This is a genomic window from Dickeya lacustris, from assembly GCF_029635795.1.
Lineage (GTDB): Bacteria > Pseudomonadota > Gammaproteobacteria > Enterobacterales > Enterobacteriaceae > Dickeya > Dickeya lacustris.
This window is the reverse complement of sequence record NZ_CP114280.1, coordinates 1,502,226-1,525,768: the sequence shown is the minus strand read 5'-3', so window position 1 is coordinate 1,525,768 and position 23,543 is coordinate 1,502,226. Positions and strand designations below refer to the sequence as shown.

21 protein-coding genes, 6 tRNA genes, 1 other RNA gene and 1 pseudogene are annotated in these 23,543 nt (G+C 50.7%); 19 read left to right on the top strand and 10 right to left on the bottom strand.

Annotated elements, in window-relative coordinates; genetic code table 11:
- Positions 1-74: 74 nt before the first annotated feature.
- The 5 genes from O1Q98_RS06805 to O1Q98_RS06785 form a co-directional block, all read right to left on the bottom strand.
- Positions 75-199: non-coding RNA, RtT sRNA (locus O1Q98_RS06805), on the bottom strand.
- 43 nt (positions 200-242) lie between these two features.
- Positions 243-318 (bottom strand) — tRNA-Lys (locus O1Q98_RS06800).
- Between the two features lie 7 nt (positions 319-325).
- Positions 326-401: transfer RNA gene (locus tag O1Q98_RS06795), tRNA-Val, on the bottom strand.
- 73 nt (positions 402-474) lie between these two features.
- Positions 475-550 (bottom strand) — tRNA-Val (locus O1Q98_RS06790).
- A gap of 49 nt (positions 551-599) precedes the next feature.
- Positions 600-675 (bottom strand) — tRNA-Val (locus O1Q98_RS06785).
- 313 nt (positions 676-988) lie between these two features.
- On the opposite strand from O1Q98_RS06785, the gene gltX reads away from it, so the two are divergent.
- On the top strand, positions 989-2,404 hold the full coding sequence (gene gltX / locus O1Q98_RS06780) for a glutamate--tRNA ligase (protein ID WP_125260351.1): 1,416 nt from the start codon (positions 989-991) through the stop codon (positions 2,402-2,404).
- 74 nt (positions 2,405-2,478) lie between these two features.
- On the opposite strand, the gene O1Q98_RS06775 is transcribed toward gltX, so the two are convergent.
- Positions 2,479-3,747: an O-acetylhomoserine aminocarboxypropyltransferase/cysteine synthase family protein gene (locus O1Q98_RS06775; protein ID WP_125260350.1), complete on the bottom strand. Its 1,269-nt coding sequence runs from the start codon at positions 3,745-3,747 to the stop codon at positions 2,479-2,481.
- Positions 3,748-4,128: 381 nt separating this feature from the next.
- Here O1Q98_RS06775 and O1Q98_RS06770 point away from each other — a divergent pair.
- Together O1Q98_RS06770 and O1Q98_RS06765 are read left to right on the top strand one after the other, a co-directional pair.
- Positions 4,129-4,204, top strand: a tRNA-Ala gene (locus tag O1Q98_RS06770).
- Positions 4,205-4,248: 44 nt separating this feature from the next.
- Positions 4,249-4,324, top strand: a tRNA-Ala gene (locus O1Q98_RS06765).
- A 149-nt stretch (positions 4,325-4,473) separates the two neighbouring features.
- On the opposite strand, the gene ung is transcribed toward O1Q98_RS06765, so the two are convergent.
- On the bottom strand, positions 4,474-5,160 hold the full coding sequence (ung, locus tag O1Q98_RS06760) for a uracil-DNA glycosylase (protein ID WP_125260349.1): 687 nt from the start codon (positions 5,158-5,160) through the stop codon (positions 4,474-4,476).
- 402 nt (positions 5,161-5,562) lie between these two features.
- On the opposite strand from ung, the gene grcA reads away from it, so the two are divergent.
- Entirely contained in the window at positions 5,563-5,946 is a 384-nt protein-coding gene (grcA, locus tag O1Q98_RS06755) for an autonomous glycyl radical cofactor GrcA (protein WP_125260348.1), read from the top strand.
- A gap of 187 nt (positions 5,947-6,133) precedes the next feature.
- Here the strand turns inward: grcA and srmB are convergent, their stop codons facing one another.
- On the bottom strand, positions 6,134-7,489 hold the full coding sequence (gene srmB / locus O1Q98_RS06750; protein ID WP_125260347.1) for an ATP-dependent RNA helicase SrmB: 1,356 nt from the start codon (positions 7,487-7,489) through the stop codon (positions 6,134-6,136).
- Positions 7,490-7,626: 137 nt separating this feature from the next.
- On the opposite strand from srmB, the gene trmN reads away from it, so the two are divergent.
- Positions 7,627-8,367, top strand: a complete 741-nt coding sequence (gene trmN, locus O1Q98_RS06745; RefSeq protein WP_125260346.1) for a tRNA(1)(Val) (adenine(37)-N(6))-methyltransferase TrmN — start codon at positions 7,627-7,629, stop codon at positions 8,365-8,367.
- 77 nt (positions 8,368-8,444) lie between these two features.
- Here the strand turns inward: trmN and nadB are convergent, their stop codons facing one another.
- Positions 8,445-10,049, bottom strand: coding sequence for an L-aspartate oxidase (gene nadB / locus O1Q98_RS06740; RefSeq protein WP_125260345.1), 1,605 nt, complete (start codon positions 10,047-10,049; stop codon positions 8,445-8,447).
- A 346-nt stretch (positions 10,050-10,395) separates the two neighbouring features.
- On the opposite strand from nadB, the gene rpoE reads away from it, so the two are divergent.
- The 11 genes and pseudogenes from rpoE (at position 10,396) to acpS (ending at position 19,851) form a co-directional block, all read left to right on the top strand.
- Complete coding sequence (rpoE, locus tag O1Q98_RS06735) at positions 10,396-10,971, top strand: RNA polymerase sigma factor RpoE (protein ID WP_125260344.1); 576 nt, start codon at positions 10,396-10,398, stop codon at positions 10,969-10,971.
- 48 nt (positions 10,972-11,019) lie between these two features.
- Positions 11,020-11,694, top strand: a complete 675-nt coding sequence (gene rseA, locus O1Q98_RS06730; protein ID WP_125260343.1) for an anti-sigma-E factor RseA — start codon at positions 11,020-11,022, stop codon at positions 11,692-11,694.
- Positions 11,694-12,644 carry a sigma-E factor regulatory protein RseB gene (gene rseB, locus O1Q98_RS06725; RefSeq protein ID WP_125260342.1) on the top strand — a complete coding sequence of 317 codons (951 nt, stop codon included), beginning with the start codon at positions 11,694-11,696 and terminating at the stop codon, positions 12,642-12,644. Before rseA ends, rseB begins: the two co-directional genes overlap by 1 nt.
- Entirely contained in the window at positions 12,641-13,117 is a 477-nt protein-coding gene (rseC, locus tag O1Q98_RS06720) for a SoxR-reducing system protein RseC (RefSeq protein ID WP_125260341.1), read from the top strand. The genes rseB and rseC overlap by 4 nt, the downstream gene beginning before the upstream one ends.
- Positions 13,118-13,366: 249 nt before the next feature.
- Positions 13,367-15,166, top strand: coding sequence for a translation elongation factor 4 (lepA, locus tag O1Q98_RS06715; protein ID WP_125260340.1), 1,800 nt, complete (start codon positions 13,367-13,369; stop codon positions 15,164-15,166).
- Between the two features lie 16 nt (positions 15,167-15,182).
- On the top strand, positions 15,183-16,136 hold the full coding sequence (lepB, locus tag O1Q98_RS06710) for a signal peptidase I (RefSeq protein ID WP_125260339.1): 954 nt from the start codon (positions 15,183-15,185) through the stop codon (positions 16,134-16,136).
- Between the two features lie 180 nt (positions 16,137-16,316).
- Positions 16,317-16,997, top strand: coding sequence for a ribonuclease III (gene rnc / locus O1Q98_RS06705; RefSeq protein ID WP_125260338.1), 681 nt, complete (start codon positions 16,317-16,319; stop codon positions 16,995-16,997).
- The gene (gene era / locus O1Q98_RS06700; protein ID WP_125260337.1) at positions 16,994-17,899 is read left to right on the top strand and encodes a GTPase Era; all 906 of its coding nucleotides are present in this window, start codon (positions 16,994-16,996) and stop codon (positions 17,897-17,899) included. The genes rnc and era overlap by 4 nt, the downstream gene beginning before the upstream one ends.
- Before the next feature lie 11 nt (positions 17,900-17,910).
- Positions 17,911-18,645, top strand: coding sequence for a DNA repair protein RecO (gene recO, locus O1Q98_RS06695; RefSeq protein WP_125260336.1), 735 nt, complete (start codon positions 17,911-17,913; stop codon positions 18,643-18,645).
- A 72-nt stretch (positions 18,646-18,717) separates the two neighbouring features.
- Positions 18,718-19,449, top strand: coding sequence for a pyridoxine 5'-phosphate synthase (gene pdxJ, locus O1Q98_RS06690; RefSeq protein ID WP_125260335.1), 732 nt, complete (start codon positions 18,718-18,720; stop codon positions 19,447-19,449).
- A pseudogene (acpS, locus tag O1Q98_RS06685) lies at positions 19,449-19,851 on the top strand (holo-ACP synthase). The gene pdxJ and the pseudogene acpS overlap by 1 nt, the downstream one beginning before the upstream one ends.
- A 6-nt stretch (positions 19,852-19,857) precedes the next feature.
- Here acpS and O1Q98_RS06680 read toward each other — a convergent pair.
- Positions 19,858-20,118, bottom strand: coding sequence for a YfhL family 4Fe-4S dicluster ferredoxin (locus tag O1Q98_RS06680; RefSeq protein WP_125260333.1), 261 nt, complete (start codon positions 20,116-20,118; stop codon positions 19,858-19,860).
- A 349-nt stretch (positions 20,119-20,467) separates the two neighbouring features.
- On the opposite strand from O1Q98_RS06680, the gene pdeH reads away from it, so the two are divergent.
- From pdeH to O1Q98_RS06665, 3 genes are all read left to right on the top strand, one after another.
- Positions 20,468-21,259, top strand: coding sequence for a cyclic-guanylate-specific phosphodiesterase (pdeH, locus tag O1Q98_RS06675; RefSeq protein WP_125260332.1), 792 nt, complete (start codon positions 20,468-20,470; stop codon positions 21,257-21,259).
- Between the two features lie 57 nt (positions 21,260-21,316).
- The gene (locus O1Q98_RS06670) at positions 21,317-21,619 is read left to right on the top strand and encodes a hypothetical protein (protein ID WP_164513021.1); all 303 of its coding nucleotides are present in this window, start codon (positions 21,317-21,319) and stop codon (positions 21,617-21,619) included.
- Positions 21,620-22,023: 404 nt separating this feature from the next.
- Entirely contained in the window at positions 22,024-23,541 is a 1,518-nt protein-coding gene (locus O1Q98_RS06665; protein WP_125260331.1) for a sensor domain-containing protein, read from the top strand.
- The last annotated feature ends 2 nt before the right edge of the window (positions 23,542-23,543 follow it).

The window sequence follows — 23,543 nt, the reverse complement described above, 5'->3', positions numbered from 1 at the left end:
ATGTGTGATTTTTTTGGTGATGGAGCATTTGAAATGGATAAGAGGAAACGCTGAGACACATCGTGACAGGTAATTGGTGGGTCGTGCAGGATGACTCGGCCTTTGGCCTCGCCCTTCGGGCCAGCGCGTTGCGCAGTTGTCTCGCTTTGCTCGACTCGAACCTGAACGCAGGTTCTCACCTGCACAACATCGTGTGCGTATGAAGCGTAAGAGTGAACAATTGAGGAAGGTGATACATTTAGTGGTGGGTCGTGCAGGATTCGAACCTGCGACCAATTGATTAAAAGTCAACTGCTCTACCGACTGAGCTAACGACCCGCAGAAGTGGTGGGTGATGACGGGATCGAACCGCCGACCCCCTCCTTGTAAGGGAGGTGCTCTCCCAGCTGAGCTAATCACCCACTTCTGTACTTCTATGGTACTACTATGGCACTTCTTTTACGTATTTCAGCAAGAAGACAGCTGGTATGAGTTTGGTGGGTGATGACGGGATCGAACCGCCGACCCCCTCCTTGTAAGGGAGGTGCTCTCCCAGCTGAGCTAATCACCCAATCTCAATTCTTCTTACTTCACACAGCGAGCAACTCTTGTTTAAAGATTGGTGGGTGATGACGGGATCGAACCGCCGACCCCCTCCTTGTAAGGGAGGTGCTCTCCCAGCTGAGCTAATCACCCCCGCTGTGTGGAGTCGCATTATAGGGATAGTTGGATGCGAGTCAACGCTTTTTAAAACGAAAACATCTGTTCGTTTTAAAATTAGGCGATATGCGGTATTTCTGGGCGTTATCGTTGCTTCTCTGCACATTTTACCGGGGTTAGCGGCGGCGCGGCGCGGTTATGTCGTTGAGGAATCGAAGCGGAGTGATAGAATATTGCCCACTTAAAAATGCAGGCTGTATGACCGCGCTTATCCTTATAGAGGCGGTGCAGCCCGGAATCCGGGTCAGTGTTGACTGACCTTTGCTGTCTAATGAAGGCCGTAATCTCAATGAAAATCAAAACCCGCTTTGCGCCCAGCCCGACTGGTTATCTTCACGTAGGTGGTGCTCGCACCGCGTTATATTCCTGGTTGTTCGCCCGTCACCTTGGCGGCGAGTTTGTGCTGCGTATTGAAGATACCGATTTGGAGCGTTCGACCAAAGAGGCGATTGACGCCATTATGGATGGCATGAACTGGTTGAATCTGGACTGGGATGAAGGCCCCTACTACCAGACTAAGCGGTTTGATCGCTATAACGCGGTGATTGATGAGATGCTGGAGAACGGCACGGCTTATAAATGCTATTGCTCCAGAGAGCGCCTGGAGACATTGCGTGAACAGCAGATGGCTAACGGTGATAAGCCGCGCTATGACGGTTGCTGCCGCGATTCTCATCAACATCATGCTGATGATGAACCGCATGTGGTGCGTTTTCGTAACCCGCAGGACGGCTCGGTTATCTTTAATGACAACATCCGTGGCCCGATCGAATTTAGCAACCTTGAGTTGGATGATTTGATTATCCGCCGTACCGATGGCTCGCCGACTTACAACTTCTGTGTGGTTATTGATGATTGGGACATGGAAATTACTCATGTCATTCGCGGTGAGGATCATATCAACAACACGCCTCGTCAGATTAACATCCTCAAGGCTTTAGGTGCGCCAGTGCCTGAATATGCTCATGTCTCAATGATTCTGGGCGATGATGGTAAGAAGCTGTCTAAGCGCCATGGCGCGGTCGGTGTGATGCAGTATCGTGATGACGGCTACTTGCCGGAAGCGCTGCTGAACTATTTAGTGCGTTTAGGCTGGTCACACGGCGATCAGGAAATTTTCTCGATTGATGAGATGAAACAGCTGTTTGCGTTGGATGCTGTCAGTAAATCGGCCAGCGCATTCAATACTGAGAAATTGCAGTGGTTAAACCACCACTATATTAACCATCTGCCGCCAGAATATGTCGCAACGCATTTGTCCTGGCATATTGAGCAAGCGGGGATTGATACGCGTACTGGCCCGCAACTGAGTGAGCTGGTGACATTGCTTGGCGAGCGTTGTAAAACGCTGAAAGAAATGGCGGGCTCTTGCCGCTATTTCTATGAAGAATTTGCTGAGTTTGATGCCGATGCAGCGAAGAAACACCTGCGCCCGGTAGCCCGTCAGCCGCTGGAGTTGGTTCGCAGCAAGCTGGCTGCTATCGCTGGCTGGACGCCAGAGGCCATTCATCATGCCATTCAGAATACGGCTGATGAGCTGCAACAAGGGATGGGTAAGGTGGGCATGCCACTGCGTGTGGCTGTTACTGGCGCAGGCCAGTCGCCGGGTGTTGATGTGACGGTGCATGCGATTGGCCAGTCCCGTACGCTGGCGCGTATTGACCGGGCGCTGGCGTTTATCAGCGAGCGTGAAGCCCAGCAATAAGCGGCGCCTGCAAGCTGGAAAAAGTAAAAACCCTGGAAAACCAGGGTTTTTTTATGGCAGCGTGTTTCCTGTTTTCAGGCCGCTAATGCTTGATCCAAATCGGCCAGCAAATCTTCTATGGCTTCGATACCGACAGATAAACGGATCATTTCTGGTTTGACGCCCGCTTTGGTTTGTTCTTCCGGTGTCATCTGACGATGCGTGGTGGATGCCGGGTGGCAGGCGAGCGATTTTGCATCACCAATGTTAACCAGCCGCTTAAAGATGGCCAGCGCGTCATAGAAGCGAACGCCAGCCTCATAGCCCTCTTTGAGGCCAAATGACAATATCGCGGATGGTGTACCTTTCATGTATTTTTGCGCCAAGGCGTAGTGCGGATGCTCGGGGAGTCCGGCGTAGCTCACCCAGGCGACTTTAGCGTGATTTTGCAGATATTGTGCGACTTTCAGAGCATTTTCTACATGACGCTCCATACGCAGCGACAGCGTTTCCAGCCCTTGTAACAGTAAAAATGCGTTCATGGGAGACAATGCCGCCCCTGTATTACGCAGCGGGACAGTACGGGCACGAGCGATAAAGGCCGCAGGCCCGAATGTTTCGGTGTACACCACACCGTGATAGGCAGGTTCAGGCCGATTCAAACCGGGGAATTTTTCCGGGTATTGATGCCAAGGGAAGGTGCCGCCATCGACAATCACTCCGCCCAGAGAATTACCGTGCCCGCCGACATATTTCGTGATGGAATGCACGACGATGTCCGCGCCAAATGAAATGGGTTTACACAATACCGGCGAGGCAACGGTATTATCCACCACCAGCGGAACGCCGTGTTGGTGGGCAACATTTGCCAGCCCTTCAATATCAACAATATTTCCCGCCGGGTTGCCGATACTTTCGCAATAGACCAGACGCGTATTGCTATCAATGAGTTTAGCAATGGCTTCGGGAGAGTCATCGCTGGCAAAACGCACTTCAACACCGAAGCTCGGCAACATGTGGGCAAATAACGTATATGTACCGCCATAAAGCTGTGGGGTAGAAACAATGTTATCGCCTTGCCGGGTGAGCGTTTGAATCGCATAGGTAATAGCCGCACTGCCAGCAGAGACCACCAGTGCGGCAATCCCGCCTTCCAGGGCTGCAAGGCGCTGTTCCAGGATGTCGTTGGTGGGGTTCATGATGCGGGTATAGATATTCCCTGGCACCTCCAGATTAAACAGATCCGCGCCATGCTGGGCATTATCAAACTCAAAGGCGACATTCTGATAGATAGGCACGGCTACCGCTTTAGTGACCGGGTCAGATTTAAAACCGTGGTGCAGGGCAATCGTTGCATCTTTCATACTTGTGGCTCTCCGTCGGTAAATTGTCGGTAAATTAAAGGGAAAGGTATTGCGTCATATTCGCCAGCCAGCGACAGAACAGCGCCAGTTCTTTACCCGAATTGAGGTTATGGTCTGGCCGCAGGTAGTGCATTGTTGGGGTTTTTGTCAAAAGTGAGAAAAACTTTTTTGTCATAAGCTAATCGCTAAATTAACACCGCCGCCGTGTTTTTTAGCTGATTCACACAGTCTACATGTGTGCAGGTCGGTGTAGCGGATACCGTGTAGATACATCGTTTGGCGGCTTTTTCAGCGTTTGGCGGGATAAATAGATTTTAGCGTTGACAGGGTTTAGGGCGTTGCATATCATGCGACCCGTTCACACGATACAGTGCCGAATATGGGGCTATAGCTCAGCTGGGAGAGCGCTTGCATGGCATGCAAGAGGTCAGCGGTTCGATCCCGCTTAGCTCCACCAAATCATCATCCCACGTTGATTTGGTTTGGCAGTATCAATGGTGTGGGGCTATAGCTCAGCTGGGAGAGCGCTTGCATGGCATGCAAGAGGTCAGCGGTTCGATCCCGCTTAGCTCCACCAAACTTCCTGAAACACACCTTATCTCCACAATCCATCTCGTTGTTAATAGATCTTTCTATCTTTTGCTGTTGCTGAATCACGCACAGGCCTGATGTATCTCACGTTACAAGCGCCACGCTCTGCGGTGTGCAGGACAATGGCGCTTATCGCTAGGCGTTTTCCGGTAACTGCGGTGCCCAGTTAATCGGCTGCTTGCCCTGCTGCGCTAAGAGTTGATTTGCCATAGAAAAGTGGCTACAACCGAGAAACCCTCGGTGAGCAGAAAGCGGTGAGGGATGCGGTGCTTTTAGTACGTGGTGTCGCTGCGTATCAATAATGCTGCCTTTTTTCTGCGCATGTGAACCCCATAATAAAAAGACAATGCCTTCACGGTGTGCGTTGAGCGCATCAATGACCTTATCCGTAAAGGTTTCCCATCCTAAATTGGCATGTGAATGCGCTTTGCCCGCTTCTACGGTAAGCACGGTGTTAAGCAGCAATACGCCCTGTTGCGCCCAACTTTGTAAAAATCCATGCGTGGGAATGCTAAAGCCCGGAATATCCTGGGCGAGCTCTTTATAAATGTTCACCAGTGACGGCGGGGCGGGTACACCAGGTTTGACAGAGAATGACAGCCCGTGTGCCTGATTGGGGCCGTGATATGGGTCTTGGCCTAAAATCACCACGTTTACCGCGTGAAATTCGGTGAACCGAAATGCGTTAAACACATCCTTCTGTGGCGGGTAGATCACTTTTCCTGCCGTACGCTCCTGGTGAATGAATGACAGGGTGTTTACAAAATAGGGTTGTTCTTTCTCTTGTGCCAGCACGTCGTGCCAGGTCAGGGAAGTGGTCATAAGGTGTGTGCCTAATTCAGTCAATCGCATTATTCCGGCAGTTATTGCCCGGGTGCCTGATTTACAGTCCAGAGACTAAGCTTACCTTCAAAGCAGCGAGAGGGAAAATGCTTCCCTTTTTCCCTCGATAGAGGGCATCGGTCTTTATATGTTTTTTTTAAAATTTACAAAAAAAATTGCAGATACGAAAAATGCTAAATTGATATAAAACAATTAATTATAAAATCAGTGCTATGTGGCTGGTGAGAAAAATTGATTTCAATCAAAGATGGTGCCAGGAATGGCTGGTATACAGGTAGCCAGATTCGGTTGGTTTTGCGTCAGCGTTAATACCATGAGCTGTTTGTTACCAACCGTTGTTTTCTGTTCGGGTCAATATGACACCGCTTAGTGGAGGTAATCATGGTTACAGGTATTCAAATCACCAAAGCAAATAACAATGCCCTGGTTAATTCTTTCTGGCTGTTGGATGAAGAAAAATCTCAGGCTCGTTGCGTTTGCGCCAAGTCCGATTTCAATGAAGATCAGGTCGTTGCTATCAGCGAATTAGGGCAGTTCGAGTACCGTGAAGTGCCGCTTGAAGTGAAACCAGAAGTGCGTGTTGAAGGTGGTCAGCACCTGAATGTGAACGTGCTTCGTCGTGAAACGCTGGAAGACGCGGTGAAAAACCCGGAAAAATACCCGCAGCTGACGATTCGTGTATCCGGTTATGCGGTACGTTTTAACTCACTGACGCCAGAACAGCAGCGCGACGTCATTGCCCGTACCTTTACCGAAAGCCTGTAAAGGAATACGGCTCCGGCAGTCTACCGTATCTGACAATTACCTTTAGCAGCACGCATCATGCCAGCCATTAATCATGGCTGGCATGATTTTTTATTTGTATCGATATTTCACGCGTATGGTTTGCGTAAAAAAGGGGCACGTGTAATGCCCCTTTTGTCATGCTACCGCCATCATTTATAAACCAGCCTTATTGTTTAGGCTGTGTTTTCTCTTGCCCGGTTTCGGCCGCATTGGCTTTATTACTGGGCTGGCGTCGTTTGCCGATATTTTTACTGTCGCGATGGCGCACTTTCACCTTCGCCTTTTGTTTTTCTTGCTCTTTCTGTTTCTGCTCTTTGCGTTTTGCCAGCACTTTTTTCGAGGGTTTACCGGTGGTTTTAGCGCTTGGCGCTCGCGTGGTCGGGCGCAGTTCATCAATGACGCGCGCTTTGAGCGGTTCATTGAGGTAACGACCAATTTTTTCCAGCAACAAGTGATCGTGCGCTTCAACCAGCGAAATCGCGCAGCCTTTACGTCCGGCACGTCCGGTACGCCCGATGCGGTGCAGATAGGTATCCGCTGTGCGCGGCAGGTCGAAGTTAAACACATGGCTGATATCGGCAATATCCAGGCCACGTGCCGCAACATCGGTTGCTACCAGTACCTTAACCCGACCCTCGCTAAGGCGTTTGATGGCTTCATTGCGTTTGGCCTGTACCATTTCCCCTTCCAGGTAACAGGGTTCAATACCTGCTGAACGCAGCCAACCAACCAGCTCATGCACACGCTCACGTTTACGTACGAAGACTATCGAGCGGGTGACATCCGGTTGCTTGAGTAAGTGAACCAGCAAGGCCGTTTTATGTTCAGCGGTGTCGGCCCGGTAGTACCATTGCAGGATTTTCTTGCGCTCGCGTCGCGACGGGTCGGCTTCGACCTCAACCGGGTCGTTTAACAAACGCTCGGCAAAATCTTTAATCGCCTCGCCTTCCAGCGTGGCGGAAAACAGCAGGGTTTGCTTACGCCAGCGCGTTTCCCCGGCAATATGCTCGATGTCTTGGGCAAAACCCATGTCAAGCATACGGTCAGCTTCATCAAGAATCAGTGTTTCGACGGCCCGGCAATCAAAATTCTCTTCTTTAATGTATTGCAGCAGACGGCCGGTGGTCGCAACCACCACATCCTGATTTTCGCTGAACACTTCAGCGTGGTTCATATAGGCCACACCGCCGGTAATGGTGGCGATATCCAGATGGGTGTGTGCGGCTAATGCCCGCGCTTGATCCGCCACCTGCATGGCCAGCTCTCGGGTCGGCGTTAGGATAAGAATACGGGGCGGGCCGGATTTTTTACGCGGAAAATCGAGCAAATGCTGGAGCATCGGCAGCAAATAAGCGGCGGTTTTACCGGTGCCAGTCGGCGCAGAGCCTAATACATCGCGTCCTTCCATCGCAGGTGGAATCGCGGCAGCCTGAATGGCGGTCGGGCGGCTAAAGCCCATGTCGCTTAACGCGTCAAGCAGGCTGTCATCAAGATCAAACTCGGAAAAATAGGTCGCAGTCATGGTCTACCTCTGTTCGGGGCGCTGATTATAGACGCATTAGTAGGGTTGTTCATCTGTTTCGGCGGTATTAGCCGCTTTTCCCCGAGCGGGGTTTCTCCTATGCTACCGTCGGTTTGGTTATCTATGGCGTAACAATCATGTCCTCGCAGCATACACCGGCACGTCGCGCCGGGGGATTTACTTTCAAACAGTTTTTTGTCGCCCACGATCGCTGTGCCATGAAAGTGGGCACAGATGGCGTGTTATTAGGTGCCTGGACGCCTTTGTGCGATGAGTCTCGGGTTTTGGATATCGGCTGCGGATCGGGGTTGATCGCTTTGATGCTGGCGCAGCGCAGCGATGATCATGTGCTGATTGATGGCGTTGAGCTGGATGGTGCGGCCAGTCAGCAGGCGCGTGAAAATGTTGCTGCATCTGCGTGGGCGCACCGAATAAACATTCATCAGCAGGATATCCAGCACTATGCGGCGCAAACGATGTCACGTTATTCGTTGATTGTCAGTAACCCGCCCTATTTTTCACCCGGCGTGCCTTGTGGTGATGAACAACGTGCAGCCGCTCGTTACACCACGACACTACCTCATCAGACACTGTTGCAGTCGGCAGAGCGTTTACTGCTCTCTGAAGGGCGATTTTGTCTGGTGCTGCCGATACAGGTGGCGCAGCCTTTCGTGACGTTAGCACAGCAGCGTGGCTGGTATGCCGGGCAGTGGGTTGACGTTGCGGATAACCCCTCGCGTCCGTTCAATCGGGTGTTGCTTACGCTCGTTCGTGAACCGGTAACGTTAACACGCGCTACGCTGGTGATTCGGGATGAACCACGACAATACTCAGCGCCGTTTCGGGCGCTAACGCAGGCGTTTTATCTGTCGATGTAATGTTTTATCTGCCGATGTAATGGTTGTGCGCTGAGAAAGCCCGACACGATGGCCGGGCCAATCGCCGACGTGAACACTCAGGGATGAAGGATCGTCGGCTGCGGATTCTCAGCTTTTTCCGGGTAATCGAGCGTATAGTGCAACCCTCGGCTCTCTTTACGCGCCAGCGCGCAACGAACGATTAATTCAGCCACCTGCGCCAGGTTACGCAATTCCAGCAGATTATTGGAAATGCGAAAGTGTGCGTAATATTCATGAATCTCTTGCTGTAATAGTTGAATGCGCCGTAACGCACGCTCTAGCCGCTTTGTGGTGCGCACAATGCCGACGTAGTCCCACATAAATAGCCGCAATTCGTGCCAGTTATGTTGAATCACCACCTTTTCATCTGAGTCTTCCACCTGGCTTTCATCCCACTCCGGCAACGTGTTCACAGCGGTTTTTTCCGCTAAACAACGCAGAATATCCTCACTGGCTGACCAACCGTACACCAGGCATTCGAGCAGCGAGTTGGAGGCCATGCGGTTAGCACCGTGCAAGCCGGTATAGCTGACCTCGCCGATGGCATACAGGCCGTCAAGGTCGGTTCGGCCTTGCTCATCGACGACGACGCCGCCACAGGTGTAATGTGCCGCAGGCACAATAGGCACCGCTTCACGCGTTAAATCAATACCCAGTGACAGCAGTTTTTCATAGATAGTTGGAAAATGTTGCCTAATAAAATCAGCCGGTTTGTGGCTGATATCCAGATACATACAGTCTGCGCCCAGCCGCTTCATTTCATGGTCGATAGCCCGGGCGACCACATCGCGCGGCGCCAGCTCGGCCCGCGCATCAAACTCCGGCATAAAGCGGCTGCCATCCGGCCGTTTCAGAAATGCGCCTTCGCCGCGTAGCGCTTCCGTCAGTAGGAAATTACGCGCCTGCGGGTGGTAAAGGCAGGTTGGGTGAAATTGATTAAATTCCATGTTGGCAACACGGCAGCCAGCGCGCCAGGCCATTGCGATGCCATCACCCGAGGAGATATCAGGGTTCGTGGTGTATTGATACACTTTGGCGGCACCGCCGGTAGCCAGCACCACCGTTTTAGCGGCGCAGGCTTCTACCCGTTCGCGTTCACGGTTCCAAATATAAGCACCGACAACCCGTTTATGACCCGGCAGGCCGAGCTTGCTGGACGTGATAAGATCGACGGCATTACAGCGCTCCAGCAGCGTGATGTTGGGATGCTGGCGCGCTTTGCTGACCAACGTGGTTTCCACCGCTTTGCCAGTGGCATCAGCAGCATGCAGAATACGGCGATGGCTATGACCGCCTTCGCGCGTTAGATGGTAGCGTGCTTCGCCGTGTGGCGCGGTTTCTGTATCGAACAAGACGCCCTGATCGATAAGCCACTGCACGCACGGGCGAGCGTTTCGGGCTATAAACGAGACCGCATGACGATCGCATAAGCCATCTCCGGCAATCAGCGTGTCTTCGATATGCGCCTCAATACTGTCCGTTTCATCAAACACCGCAGCAATACCGCCTTGGGCATAGAAGGTTGCGCTTTCACTTAGCGGGCCTTTACTTAGCACTAAAACGCTGGCGTGAGAGGCCAGCCGCAGAGCCAGAGAGAGGCCAGCTGCGCCGCTACCGATAATCAGGACGTCACATTGATACGCTGTGGAAGAGTCGTTCATGGCTATAATGTTTAATTTATAAAACAGTAATAAAGAATCTAGCACAGTGATGGTTGATTTCTTACTTTTTTGTTTAGCAAATTAAACAAAAAAGTACGCAGTGACAGAACGAGGTGCCAGCGTTGGGGTTTTAACGTATGATTTTGGCGGGAGCGGGTTCACTGACTTGAGAGCCAAATCATTCTTTTACGATGTGATAACGACTAAATAAAACGTAAAACCTGCTTTTTCAAATGGAACTCTTGGGCATAACAGCACTCAAAGCCAGTGCTTGCTCAATTTCAGATATGGCTGGCAGTACTTGACTTAGGCGTGGAAACACGGTTTTGGGGAGACACTATCTCGGATGAGCGAGCAGTTAGCGGATCAGGTGCTGGTTGAGCGAGTACAAAAAGGCGACAGCAAAGCATTTAATTTACTGGTCGTCCGCTACCAGCATAAAGTGGCGAGCCTGGTGTCGCGTTATGTCCCTGCCGGGGACGTACCTGATGTCGCGCAAGAGTCATTTATTAAAGCTTATCGCGCCCTTGAATCCTTTCGAGGCGAGAGTGCTTTTTATACCTGGCTGTACCGCATTGCCGTCAATACGGCAAAGAATTATCTGGTGGCCCAGGGGCGACGCCCTCCGTCGAGCGATGTTGATGCCAATGATGCTGAAAATTATGACAATGCCAGCGCATTGAAAGAAATATCGAACCCTGAGAACTTAATGTTGTCTGAGGAGTTACGACGGATCGTTTTCCATACTATCGAGTCATTGCCTGAAGATTTACGCCTGGCAATCACGTTGCGTGAACTGGATGGGTTGAGCTATGAGGAAATTGCCGACATCATGGATTGCCCGGTCGGTACTGTCCGTTCGCGAATATTCCGCGCACGGGAAGCGATTGATAACAAAGTGCAACCGCTTATTCAGCGTTAGCTTGTTCTTAACGTTACTCATGACGGGTTTGACAAGGTAAGGTGAGTTATGCAGAAAGAGAAACTTTCCGCTTTGATGGATGGTGAGGTTGTTGAGCAGGGTGTGCTTGGCGCACTACTGAGCGACGAGAAATTGCAGCAGGACTGGCAGCGTTATCATCTGGTACGCGATACGTTGCGTGGTGATGTCAGCGAATCGCTGATGCATGTCGATATTGCCGCGCGCGTAGCGGCAGCCCTTGAGCACGAGCCGGTTCAATTCAACCCGAAAGCCGTACCGGAATCCCAACCTCATCCTCGTAGCTGGCAGGCGTTGCCGTTCTGGAATTCGATTCGCCCTCTGGCCGGTCATTTGGCCCAGATTGGTATTGCGGCCTGTGTTTCGCTGGCAGTGATTGTCGGGGTTCAGCACTACCAGCAAAATAACGCCGTCAGCGACAGTGGCGTGGCGGAAAATACGCCGGCATTAGGAACGTTGCCAGTGATGGGGAGCGGCGGTTCGGCATCGCCGGTTAGCCTGAGTGTACCTGCTGAAAACAGCGTAGCGCACGCGGGGCAGCGCCAGATGCAGGCGCAACACGAGCGCATCAATGCGTTGTTGCAGGATTATGAGTTGCAGCGTCGGGTGCATTCTGATCAGCTTCAATTGCAACAGCAAGGGGGCCAGCAACAGGCCGCCGTTCAGGTTCCCGGAACCCAGTCATTAGGAATTCAACCGCAGTAATGAAGCGCTTTTGGTTGGCCGCCAGTCTATTGCTGAGTGGCCTGTCTTATTCCTCCCTCGCCCCGGCAAGTGATTCCGGGGCGTTGTTGCAGCAAATGAGTACCGTTGGACGTTCTCTGGCGTACGAAATTTACTACATCAATGTCTCACGGCAAGGTGTTGAGTCGCTCCGCTATCGTCACGCGCAGCAAGATGGTGAAACATTTGCAGAGCTGGTTCACTTGGATGGCCCGAAACGTGAGGTTATCCAGCGCGGAAACGATATCAGTTATTTTGAGTCGGACGCCGAGCCTTTTACCCTATCCGGCGATCACATTGTTGATGCATTACCGGCACTGATTTTTGCCGACATTGCGCGGTTAGCGGCCTATTACGACTTCATTCCAACCGGCCGTATCCGTCTTGCCGATCGTCAGGGGGATGTGGTGCGTGTGGTATCCCGTGATGGTACGCGTTTTAGTTACATCGTTTGTCTTGATGCGGAGTCGCGTTTGCCGCTGCGGGTTGATTTACTCGATCAAAGTGGCGAGCTGCTTGAGCAGTATCGCGCTATTTCTATCACAGTTGATCCGAGTGTGGCGGCAGCGATGAAGCCGATGGACAAAGTAGGCTCACCGCCGTTACTGAGTGTGCCGGTGAATTCGACGGCGGATTTTAACTGGGTGGCTGAATGGCTGCCTGTAGGGATGGAAGAGGTATCGAGAAGTCAGCGCCCGCTCCCCGGTGTGACAGGACTTGCCGAATCGCGCTTTTACAGCGATGGGCTGTTTAGTTTTTCAGTCAATGTCAGCCCGCTTGGGGAGAACCATCCTGATCAAAACGCCTCGTTGGGGCGTAAGTCTATACATACTGAAGTCCGGGATAATCGTGAAATTACTGTTATTGGCGAGCTGCCTTTGGTGACAGCGAAACGCATTGCCGATAACGTCATCTTTAAGGTGCAACAATGATTAAAGAGTGGGCGACGGTCGAGTCATGGCAAGATGGCGTTGTCGTTTTACGCTGTGAACAGCAGTCTGGCTGCCAGGGATGTCAATCGCGCTCTTCGTGTGGAAACGGCGTGTTAAGTAAAGTGGGTGGCCCGGTTGTACATCAGCTGTCGCTGCGCTATCCACATCCATTACAGCCTGGCCAGCGTGTCGAAATCGGATTGGCTGAGGCCAGCTTGTTGCGCTCTGCCATGCTGGTGTATCTGGTGCCGTTACTTGGCTTGATGCTGGGTGCAATGCTGTTTCAATACTGGCTGACCAGCGAGCTTGCTGCCGTGACTGGCGCTCTTCTTGGGATTAGCGTGAGTTTTGGCCTGCTAAAGTATTTTTCACCATCAATGGCGAACAATCCACGCTATCAGCCGGTTATCTTGCAAGTCGCCCTGGTGACAGAACCGCGCAGCGCACAGCACACAGGTGTAGCTGCCTCATGAGGTATAGCGCTAACTCATTGATATATTGTTTTTATCATCGCAATTCATCGTTTTTCACTCCTGAATTCACCCTTTTATCTGCAACGTAGCGATAACCAGCCCATTGATTCGGTGCGTCATGACTAGGTTTTACACCGTCTGGCATGTAGAATGCTGCGATTCAGGATATGACAGTGGCTATGACTGTCATCACATTGCGCATGCCGTTCGGCAAAAATTCAGAAATACCAAGGTAGAAAAACTTTTATAATGAAGCATATACGAAATTTCTCCATTATTGCTCACATCGACCACGGTAAGTCGACGCTCTCTGACCGCATTATTCAAATTTGCGGTGGTTTGTCTGAACGGGAAATGGAGGCGCAAGTGCTGGACTCCATGGATCTGGAGCGCGAGCGCGGTATTACGATTAAGGCACAAAGCGTTACGCTGGATTTTAAGGCCTCTGATGGTCAGGTCTATCAGTTGAACTTCATCGATACCCCAGGGCACGTTGACTTCTCTTATGAGGTTTCACGTTCACTGGCGGCCTGTGAAGGGGCGTTGCTGGTGGTGGATGCCGGACAGGGCGTAGAGGCTCAAACGCTGGCTAACTGCTACACCGCGCTTGAAATGGATCTGGAAGTGGTGCCGGTTCTGAACAAAATTGACCTGCCAGCCGCCGATCCCGATCGTGTAAGCCAGGAAATTGAAGATATCGTCGGGATTGATGCGACTGACGCTGTGCGTTGTTCCGCTAAAACCGGCGTTGGGGTGCCTGATGTTCTCGAGCGTCTGGTGCGGGAAATTCCAGCGCCGCAAGGCGACCCGGAAGCACCGTTACAGGCGCTTATCATCGACTCCTGGTTTGATAATTATCTGGGCGTGGTTTCGCTTATCCGTATTAAGAACGGTACGCTGCGTAAAGGCGATAAAGTTAAAGTGATGAGCACCGGTCAGGTGTATAACGCCGAACGTTTGGGTATTTTTACGCCGAAACAGCTTGATCGCGATGTATTACAATGCGGCGAAGTGGGCTGGTTGGTATGCGCCATCAAAGACATTCTGGGTGCCCCGGTGGGGGATACGTTAACGCTGGCGCGTAAACCCGCTGAGACGCCGCTGCCCGGATTCAAAAAAGTAAAACCTCAGGTTTATGCCGGGCTGTTCCCGATAAGCTCTGATGATTACGAAGCATTTCGTGATGCACTAGGCAAACTGAGCCTGAATGACGCCTCGCTGTTTTATGAGCCAGAGAGTTCAACCGCATTGGGCTTCGGTTTCCGCTGTGGTTTCTTGGGGCTTTTGCACATGGAGATCATTCAGGAGCGCCTGGAGCGTGAATATGATCTTGACCTTATTACGACGGCCCCGACGGTGGTGTATGAGGTGAAGACGACCAGCAATGAGATTGTCTACGTCGATAGTCCATCCAAATTGCCGCCGGTCAACAACATTGAAGAGTTGCGTGAGCCGATAGCTGAATGTCATATGCTGTTGCCGCAAGAGTACCTCGGCAACGTGATTACCCTGTGTGTGGAAAAACGCGGTGTGCAGACCAATATGGTCTATCACGGTAATCAGGTTGCGTTGACGTATGACATTCCGATGGCAGAAGTGGTGCTCGACTTCTTTGACCGCCTCAAATCGACATCGCGTGGTTATGCATCATTGGATTACGGCTTTAAGCGTTTCCAGGCGTCCGATATGGTGCGTGTTGACGTACTGATCAATGGCGAACGCGTGGATGCGTTGGCGCTTATCACGCACCGCGATAACTCGATGTATCGTGGCCGTGATCTGGTAGAGAAAATGAAAGACCTGATCCCGCGTCAGCAGTTTGACATTGCGATTCAGGCGGCAATTGGCAACCACATTATCGCCCGTTCCACCGTGAAACAGCTGCGTAAGAACGTGCTGGCGAAGTGCTATGGCGGTGACGTTAGCCGTAAGAAAAAACTGCTGCAAAAACAGAAGGACGGGAAGAAGCGCATGAAGCAGGTAGGGAACGTTGAACTGCCGCAGGAAGCGTTTTTAGCCATTCTGCATGTCGGCAAAGAAAGCAAATAAATCCTGAGGAGTTTGCATGGCCAATATGTTCGCCCTGATTTTGGCACTGGCAACGCTGGTGACAGGTTTGGTCTGGTGTCTTGAGCGCTTTAAGTGGGCACCAGCCCGGCGTGCCAAAGCCGCTGCGGTCAGCCAGCAGGCGGGGAGTATCGATGACAATGGTCTGAAACAACCCAGTTGGGTTGAGACTGTCGCGTCGGTGTTTCCGGTGCTGGCGCTGGTGTTTGTGGTGCGTTCTTTCATTCTTGAACCGTTCCAGATTCCGTCGGGTTCGATGATGCCAACCTTATTAATAGGCGACTTCATTTTGGTGGAGAAATTTGCCTATGGCATCAAAGATCCCATCACGCAAACCACGTTAATTGAAACGGGGCACCCGCAGCGCGGCGATATCGTGGTGTTTAAATATCCAGAAAATCCGCGCCTTGATTACATTAAGCGAGCGGTGGGTTTACCGGGCGATCGCGTCAGCTACGATCCAATCGCCAAACAGGTCACTATCCAGCCAGGATGCGGTGATAAACCCGCGTGTAACAGCGCGCTGGCTGTCACTTATAGCAATGTTGAACCCAGTGACTTCGTGCAGACATTCAGTGGCGCTGGCCGTGAGATGAGCAGCGGTTTCTATCAGATTCCTGTGGGTCAGAAAAGTGAAGGCATTCGCATGGCGATACGCCAGGAATCATTGGGCGAGGTTAATCACCCTATTCTGTCGGTGCCTGGCGCACAGGATCAATTAGGGCTTTATTATCAGCAAGCGCGTCAACCGCTGGGAAGCTGGGTTGTTCCTGCCGGGCATTATTTCATGATGGGAGATAATCGTGATAATAGCGCTGATAGCCGATATTGGGGATTTGTGCCTGAGCGTAATCTGGTAGGGAAAGCGACCGCTATCTGGATGAGCTTTGAAAAACAGGAAGGCGAGTGGCCAACGGGTGTGCGATTGAGCCGAATTGGCAGCATTCATTAATTGAATGTAAATAAACTCGCAGCAAATTTGCGACTTCCGTTGTAGAATATTTCTGAATAATAAATGCAGGCTCCCGGGCGGGAGCCACTGCAAACGAAACAGTTTTGACTTTTCAGTGGCAAGGCAGGGCTGTTCCGTATGCTGTTGTTTGAAAAGGCATTATAGAGCTATTGGTAGCACATGAACCCCATCCTGATAAATCGTTTACAAAAAAAGCTGGGCTATACTTTCCAACAATATGATCTTTTATTGCAGGCACTGACACACCGTAGCGCCAGCAGTAAACATAATGAACGGCTGGAGTTCCTCGGTGATTCCATCCTGAGTTTTGTCATAGCTAATGCGTTGTACCACCGTTTTCCCCGCGTTGACGAAGGCGATATGAGCCGAATGCGTGCAACGTTGGTTCGGGGGAATACACTGGCTGAAATTGCCCGGGAATTTGAATTGGGTGAATGTTTGCGCCTTGGCCCCGGTGAATTAAAAAGCGGTGGTTTTCGGCGTGAATCCATTTTGGCGGATACCGTTGAAGCGCTCATCGGCGGCGTATTTCTGGACAGTAACATCCAGACTGTCGAGCGTATGATTTTAAAATGGTATCAAACCCGTTTGGATGAGATTAGCCCGGGCGATAAACAAAAAGATCCGAAAACCCGTTTGCAGGAATTTCTGCAAGGACGCCATTTACCGTTACCCACCTATTTAGTGGTGCAGGTGCGTGGTGAGGCGCACGATCAGGAATTTACCATTCATTGCCAGGTCAGCGGGGTTAGCGAGCCGGTAGTGGGTACCGGGTCAAGTCGTCGTAAAGCTGAACAGGCTGCGGCGGAACAGGCCCTGAAAAAGCTGGAGCTTGAATGAGCGAAGAACAGACCTACTGCGGCTTTGTCGCGATTGTTGGCCGACCGAACGTTGGCAAATCTACCCTGCTGAACCAATTGCTGGGGCAAAAGGTGTCCATCACCTCCCGCAAACCGCAGACAACCCGTCACCGTATTATGGGTATTCACACCGAAGGGCCCTATCAGGCCATCTATGTCGATACCCCGGGGCTGCACATCGAAGAGAAGCGCGCGATTAACCGCCTGATGAACCGTGCGGCCAGCAGTTCAATCGGTGATGTGGAACTGATCGTCTTCGTGGTGGAAGGCACCCACTGGACTGATGATGATGAAATGGTAGTGAACAAGCTGCGCGATCAGAAAACGCCGGTGCTGTTGGCTATCAATAAAGTGGATAACGTCACAGATAAAACGAAGCTGTTGCCACATATCCAAATGTTGAGTGAAAAGATGAATTTCCTCGATGTGGTGCCTATCTCTGCGGAAAAGGGCACGAATGTCGATACCATTGCGTCGATTGTGCGTAAGCATCTGCCACAGGCCATTCACCATTTCCCGGAAGACTATATCACCGACCGTTCGCAGCGTTTCATGGCATCGGAAATCATTCGCGAAAAGCTGATGCGTTTTCTGGGCGAAGAGCTGCCGTATTCGGTGACGGTGGAAATTGAGCGGTTTGTCGCTAACGAACGTGGCGGTTACGACATCAATGGCCTGATTCTGGTTGAGCGTGAAGGTCAGAAAAAGATGGTGATTGGTAACAAAGGCAGCAAAATTAAAACCATCGGTATCGAAGCGCGTCAGGATATGGAACAGATGTTTGAGGCTAAAGTGCATCTGGAATTGTGGGTGAAAGTGAAATCTGGCTGGGCGGACGATGAGCGTGCGCTGCGTAGCCTGGGTTACATTGACGACCTGTAAGGCACACGCCGATGGAAGGCTGGCAGCGCGCATTTGTCTTACATGGGCGACCTTACAGTGAAACCAGCCTGTTGCTGGATCTGTTTTCTGAGAATGAAGGCCGTGTACGGGTGCTGGCAAAAGGTGCCCGGGCGCGGCGTTCCAGCCTGAAAGGCGCGCTTCAGCCTTTTACGCCACTGCTGGTACGCTGGGGTGGGCGAGGTGAAGTGAAAACGCTGCGTAACGCTGAACCGGTTTCTCTGGCGTTGCCGTTAAGCGGTTCACTGCTCTATAGCGGTTTGTATGTGAACGAGCTGCTGACGCGCGTACTCGAACTGGAAACCAATTACTCCGCGCTGTTTTTCGATTATCTCCACTGTTTACAACAACTGGCTGCCACCAGCGGATCGCCAGAACCGGCACTGCGTCGTTTTGAGTTGGCGTTGCTGGAACATCTGGGTTATGGCGTTGATTTTCTCCACTGTGCCGGTAGCGGCGAACTCGTGGCTGATACCATGACTTATCGTTACCGTTCGGAGAAAGGCTTTATTGCCAGTCTGGTGGTCGATAATGTGAGCTTTACCGGGCGTGAATTGCAGGCGCTGGCGTCAAGAGAGTTTCCCGATATCGATACGTTGCGTGCCGCCAAACGTTTTACGCGTATGGCGCTGAAACCTTACCTTGGCGGCAAGCCACTGAAAAGTCGCGAGCTGTTTCGTCAATTTATGCCGAAACCCTATAAAGCGGTGCCGGATGAAAAGATCTAGAACTGGCTGGGTACCGCCAGTGCTGGCCGGGGTGTACACTGCGGCGAAGACTTAATTATTGAAGGATGGATCATGGCTGAGTTGTTGTTGGGCGTAAATATCGATCATATTGCCACCCTGCGTAATGCTCGTGGTACCGCGTATCCTGACCCGATTCAGGCGGCATTTGTCGCTGAACAGGCGGGAGCGGATGGCATTACCGTCCACTTGCGTGAAGATCGTCGCCATATCACCGATCGCGATGTGCGCTTGCTACGTCAAACCATTCAGACTCGTATGAATCTGGAGATGGCGGTAACGGATGAAATGCTGGCGATAGCCTGTGAGCTGAAACCGCATTTTTGCTGTCTGGTGCCGGAAAAACGTCAGGAAGTGACGACGGAAGGCGGGCTGGATGTGGCAGGGCAGCTTGCGCGCATCACATCGGCGGTAACGCAATTACGCGAGGCGGGGATTCAGGTTTCGTTATTTATCGATGCCGATCGCACGCAGATAGATGCCGCCGTTGCCAGTGGCGCACCTTATATTGAAATTCATACCGGCGCTTATGCCGATGCGCAAAGCGATGTGGCCCGGCAACAAGAATTCGAGCGCATCCGTGATGCTGCCACCTATGCGGCGTCTCGCGGCATCAAGGTTAATGCAGGCCATGGCCTGACTTATCACAATGTTCAACCGATTGCTGCATTACCGGAAATGCACGAGTTAAATATCGGCCATGCGATTATCGGGCGTGCGGTGATGAGCGGGTTGGCTCCGGCGGTAGCGGAAATGAAAACGCTGATGCGGGAAGCGCGTCGCTAATGGCGATTTTGGGTCTCGGTACGGATATTGTCGAAATCGCCCGTATTGAGGCGATCGTCGGTCGTTCCGGCGATCGCCTTGCGCGCCGGGTACTGAGCGAGCAAGAGTGGGCGCAATACCAGGCCCATTCCCAACCCATCCGGTTTTTGGCCAAGCGCTTCGCAGTCAAAGAAGCGGCAGCAAAAGCGTTTGGCACCGGTATTCGCGGTGGTTCTGGCTTTTGCGCAGTTTGACGTTGTGAATGACCCGTTGGGTAAACCCTGTTTGCGATTTCTTGCGCGAGCCGCTGAAGTGGCTGAATTAATGGGCGTTAGGCAGGTACATGTGTCGCTGGCGGATGAGAGACTCTATGCCTGCGCGACGGTAATTATTGAAGGGGAAATGAAAGCGCATCCTGTCTGACCGCTATTACAGTTGGTCAGCATGGTGTAACAAAACGAACTTCTCCCACAGCTGTTCGTGGTTTTCCTGGTGGTTAGCATCTTTGAGGATGGTGTTGTCAATCGGGCAGACTTTCTGACAAGTCGGCATCTCATAGTGCCCGACACATTCAGTGCAGCGTAACGGATCAATCTCGTATATCTCATTTCCCATCGATATGGCTTGATTGGGACATTCCGGCTCACACATATCGCAGTTAATACATTTAGCGGTGATTAGCAGCGCCATCTTTTCTTTCCTTTTATAGACTAGCTGCAGATTATACCTGTCTCTGTGCTGCTTACACAGAGTTGATAAGAAATGAGCAACGTTAACCGAGAAAAGCCTAAAAAAAGAGTCTATTCTTTTGATTGATAGACTATACGACGACGGTATTAATCACTATTATGCGATTGCAGTGCATAATTTTTCATAGCGTTTTGATATAAAAAAACAAAAAACTCTCATGCAATGTGTCCGTCATATTCGCTTTGTACTGTGATTCACATTACAGTTAACCTGAGTACCGTTTGTCTGAGGTGAGGCGATAAACTCATATGTGCATGTGGTATACTTTTATATGTAAGCATCTCCTTTAATGGCGGGACATACAGTGCAGCAAAACAGTCATATTAATCAGCCCGGCTCTGAAACTCCCTTGACCCGGGAGGTACAGTTAACGGATGCTGATTATTGGCACTGTTGTCACCGACGTTATAGGTTTCAACCCATTTACCGCACATCAGGTCGGCTAATGGGAATTGAGTTATTGACCGCTGTTTTTCACCCATCCGCGCCGCAAAAGTTTCTTTCCCCTGAAATATACTTTACCCACCTTAATGTTGATGAGCGCTTAGATATCGTAATTGAGCAGTTAAAGCTATTGCGTCAGTGGGATGAGCGTTTTGTTCGTGATGGATTGCGAGCGTCGGTGAATATTGATGGCGTTGCCCTGTTGGCATTGCAAGAGAACCGTGAAGCCAAGAGATTACTTGCCGGTATGCCGTGGTTGCGTTTTGAGCTGGTAGAGAGTTTGGCTAGCCTGCCCAATGATACGTTGGCCACATTGCCCGAAGCGGGCCAGCTGTGGTTGGATGATTTTGGCTGCGGCGTGGCGAACTTTTCCTCTTTGCCGCTGGCAAGATATGACTGCATTAAAATTGCGCGTGAACTGTTCATCATGCTGCTGGAAAGTGATCAGGGAAAACAGCTTTTCCCCTCTTTGGTCGCGTTATTGTCAACATACTGCAATGAGGTGGTGATTGAGGGTGTGGAAACGCAAGAAGAGTGGGATGTCGTCCGGCAATCTCCTGCATCTGCGGCCCAGGGGTATTTTCTCTCCCGTCCCCAACCCTTTGAAAATCTGGATGCTCTTCTTTCCCAACTCTAATCCCTTTACCTGTCCCTGTAATGAGAACTCCTGCTGCTAAAAGCGTTGAGCCCGGCGGTGATTCGTTTGCATTTTGATAGCGGAAAGAAATTAAAAATTCATCTTTCAGCCACATACGGTACTAAACAAATGATTAGCATGCTAATATTGTGCTTTTCATTTTTTATACCTTGTTTTTTATATAAATATAGTGTTTTATGTGGCAAAGGTAGCGTTTTTTTAACGGCATTGCTAACTTACGCGTGTAAAAAAGCACCGGTCATAAGCAAAGCAGATGACGGTGTTTTTAGATTTAATTTGCTGATTTATAAAGGTAAAAAAAACCTTGTTCGCTATCAACGATCAAAAAACGGCTGGTGATAGCTATTTTTGATTAAAATAGTGGGACTTATCGGTATAATTGATTTGCTTACAAAAAATTGATAGTCAAAATACAGCGCTACGAAATCTGTAAAGAGCTGTATCAAAATATTAGCCAGGCTTATGTCTATAACTATCATTAATATAATTGATTAAGCTAATTCTCTTGAATCTATTATTCAGGTCTGCACACGGCGATATAATGGAGGCTTTATGCTGTCGTTCTTATGGTTATGAACCTGTCCCGCAGCAGAGCTGGATAGTTCTTTCATTCATCCTTTCTACTCTCCGGAAATGCACCAACCCTGAAAACCCATATGAGGGGAGTTATTACCGGGATTTTTCGTCTTCAGTGATGCGATTTGTACGATCAGGCCCAATTAGAGCCTGAGGAGAGTGTTATTGTGTATGAAATTATAATAACCCTATTAATAGTACTCTTGGGTATTTCTTCTGCAAGGAGTCGCAAATTTCAGGAAAAAGCCAACGCCGAGCAAAAAAAGCAGGATTTCCTGAATATGGTGTTTTTCGCCGCTGAATACAGCCCTTCATCCATTATGATTGCTAATGAAAGCAGTGAGATTGTCTATGTAAACCGGCAGTTCACGGTGATGTCAGGCTATGAGCCCGAAGAAGTGATTGGGCGTAAGACAAATATATTAAGTTCCGGGATGACCAATGCCAGCGTCTATGAAGAGTTATGGAGCACGCTGAACAAGGGGGAAATCTGGAACGGCGAGTTTATTAACCGTAAGAAAAACGGGCAGTTGTATTGGGAAAAGGCCAGTATCGTTAAAATTTATAACAAGGCCAGCGATGCGGTTCAGTATGTCAGCATAAAAATGGATATTACTGAGCGCAAAACCCAGGAACACCACGATAACTCCTACAACCGTGCATTGGAGCTGCTGTCGAGCGGCGCGCCGTTGAAGGACATCCTTGATGCCATCATCTTTAGCGTTGAAGAGAAGAACCCTGGGCGGATTGTGTGTTCTGTTTTGTTAGTCGATAAAGAAAAACGTTGTCTGACGCTTGGTTCGGCACCGAGTTTGCCTGGTTTTTATAAAAATGCCATTCACAACGTGAAGATTGCCGATGGTGCCGCCTCGTTTGGTTCAGCCGCGTATAGCGGTAAACGAGTGATTGCCGAGGATATCTCTACCCATCCGCACTGGACGCTGTATAAAGGTTTGGCTCTGTATGCGGGACTACGCTCCTGCTGGTCTGAGCCTATTTTTGGCCAAAATAAAGAAATCCTTGGTGTATTGAGCGTTTACCACCGCAAGGTGTATTCGCCGACTGAGGATGAAATTGCCTCCATCGAGAAGTCGGCGCAGTTGGTGTCCGTTGCGATAGAACGCTACCGCGCAATTGATATGCTGCGTCGCAGCGAGGAACATTATCGCCAGTTGGCGCATTATGACTCATTAACTTCGCTGGCCAACGGCCTGACATTTGCCGAGCAGATGGAGCAGGCTATTCAACTTTCCCGCCAGACCGGTAGAAAGATTGCGCTGATGTTCCTTGATTTGGACAAATTTAAACAGATCAATGACACTTTTGGCCATGCGACGGGCGATTTATTACTCAAAGAGGCAGCCGCCCGTATGCGTGGTGCCGTGCGTGAAACGGATACGGTATACCGTCGCAGTGGTGATGAATTTATTATTTTGCTACAGGGGATCAAAGAGGTGGAGAACACCTTGTATGTGGCAGATAAAATTCATCACGCGTTAAATGAGCCGTTTTATATTGAAGGGAAAAAGCTCGATATCTCATGCAGCATCGGTATTGCGCTCTACCCTGAACACGGTACCGATTCTCTGACGCTTGCCATCAATGCTGACGCGGCAATGTATCAGGCGAAGTCGCTGGGACGCAGCCAGACGCAGATTTATCATGATTTGAATACACATCAGTAGTT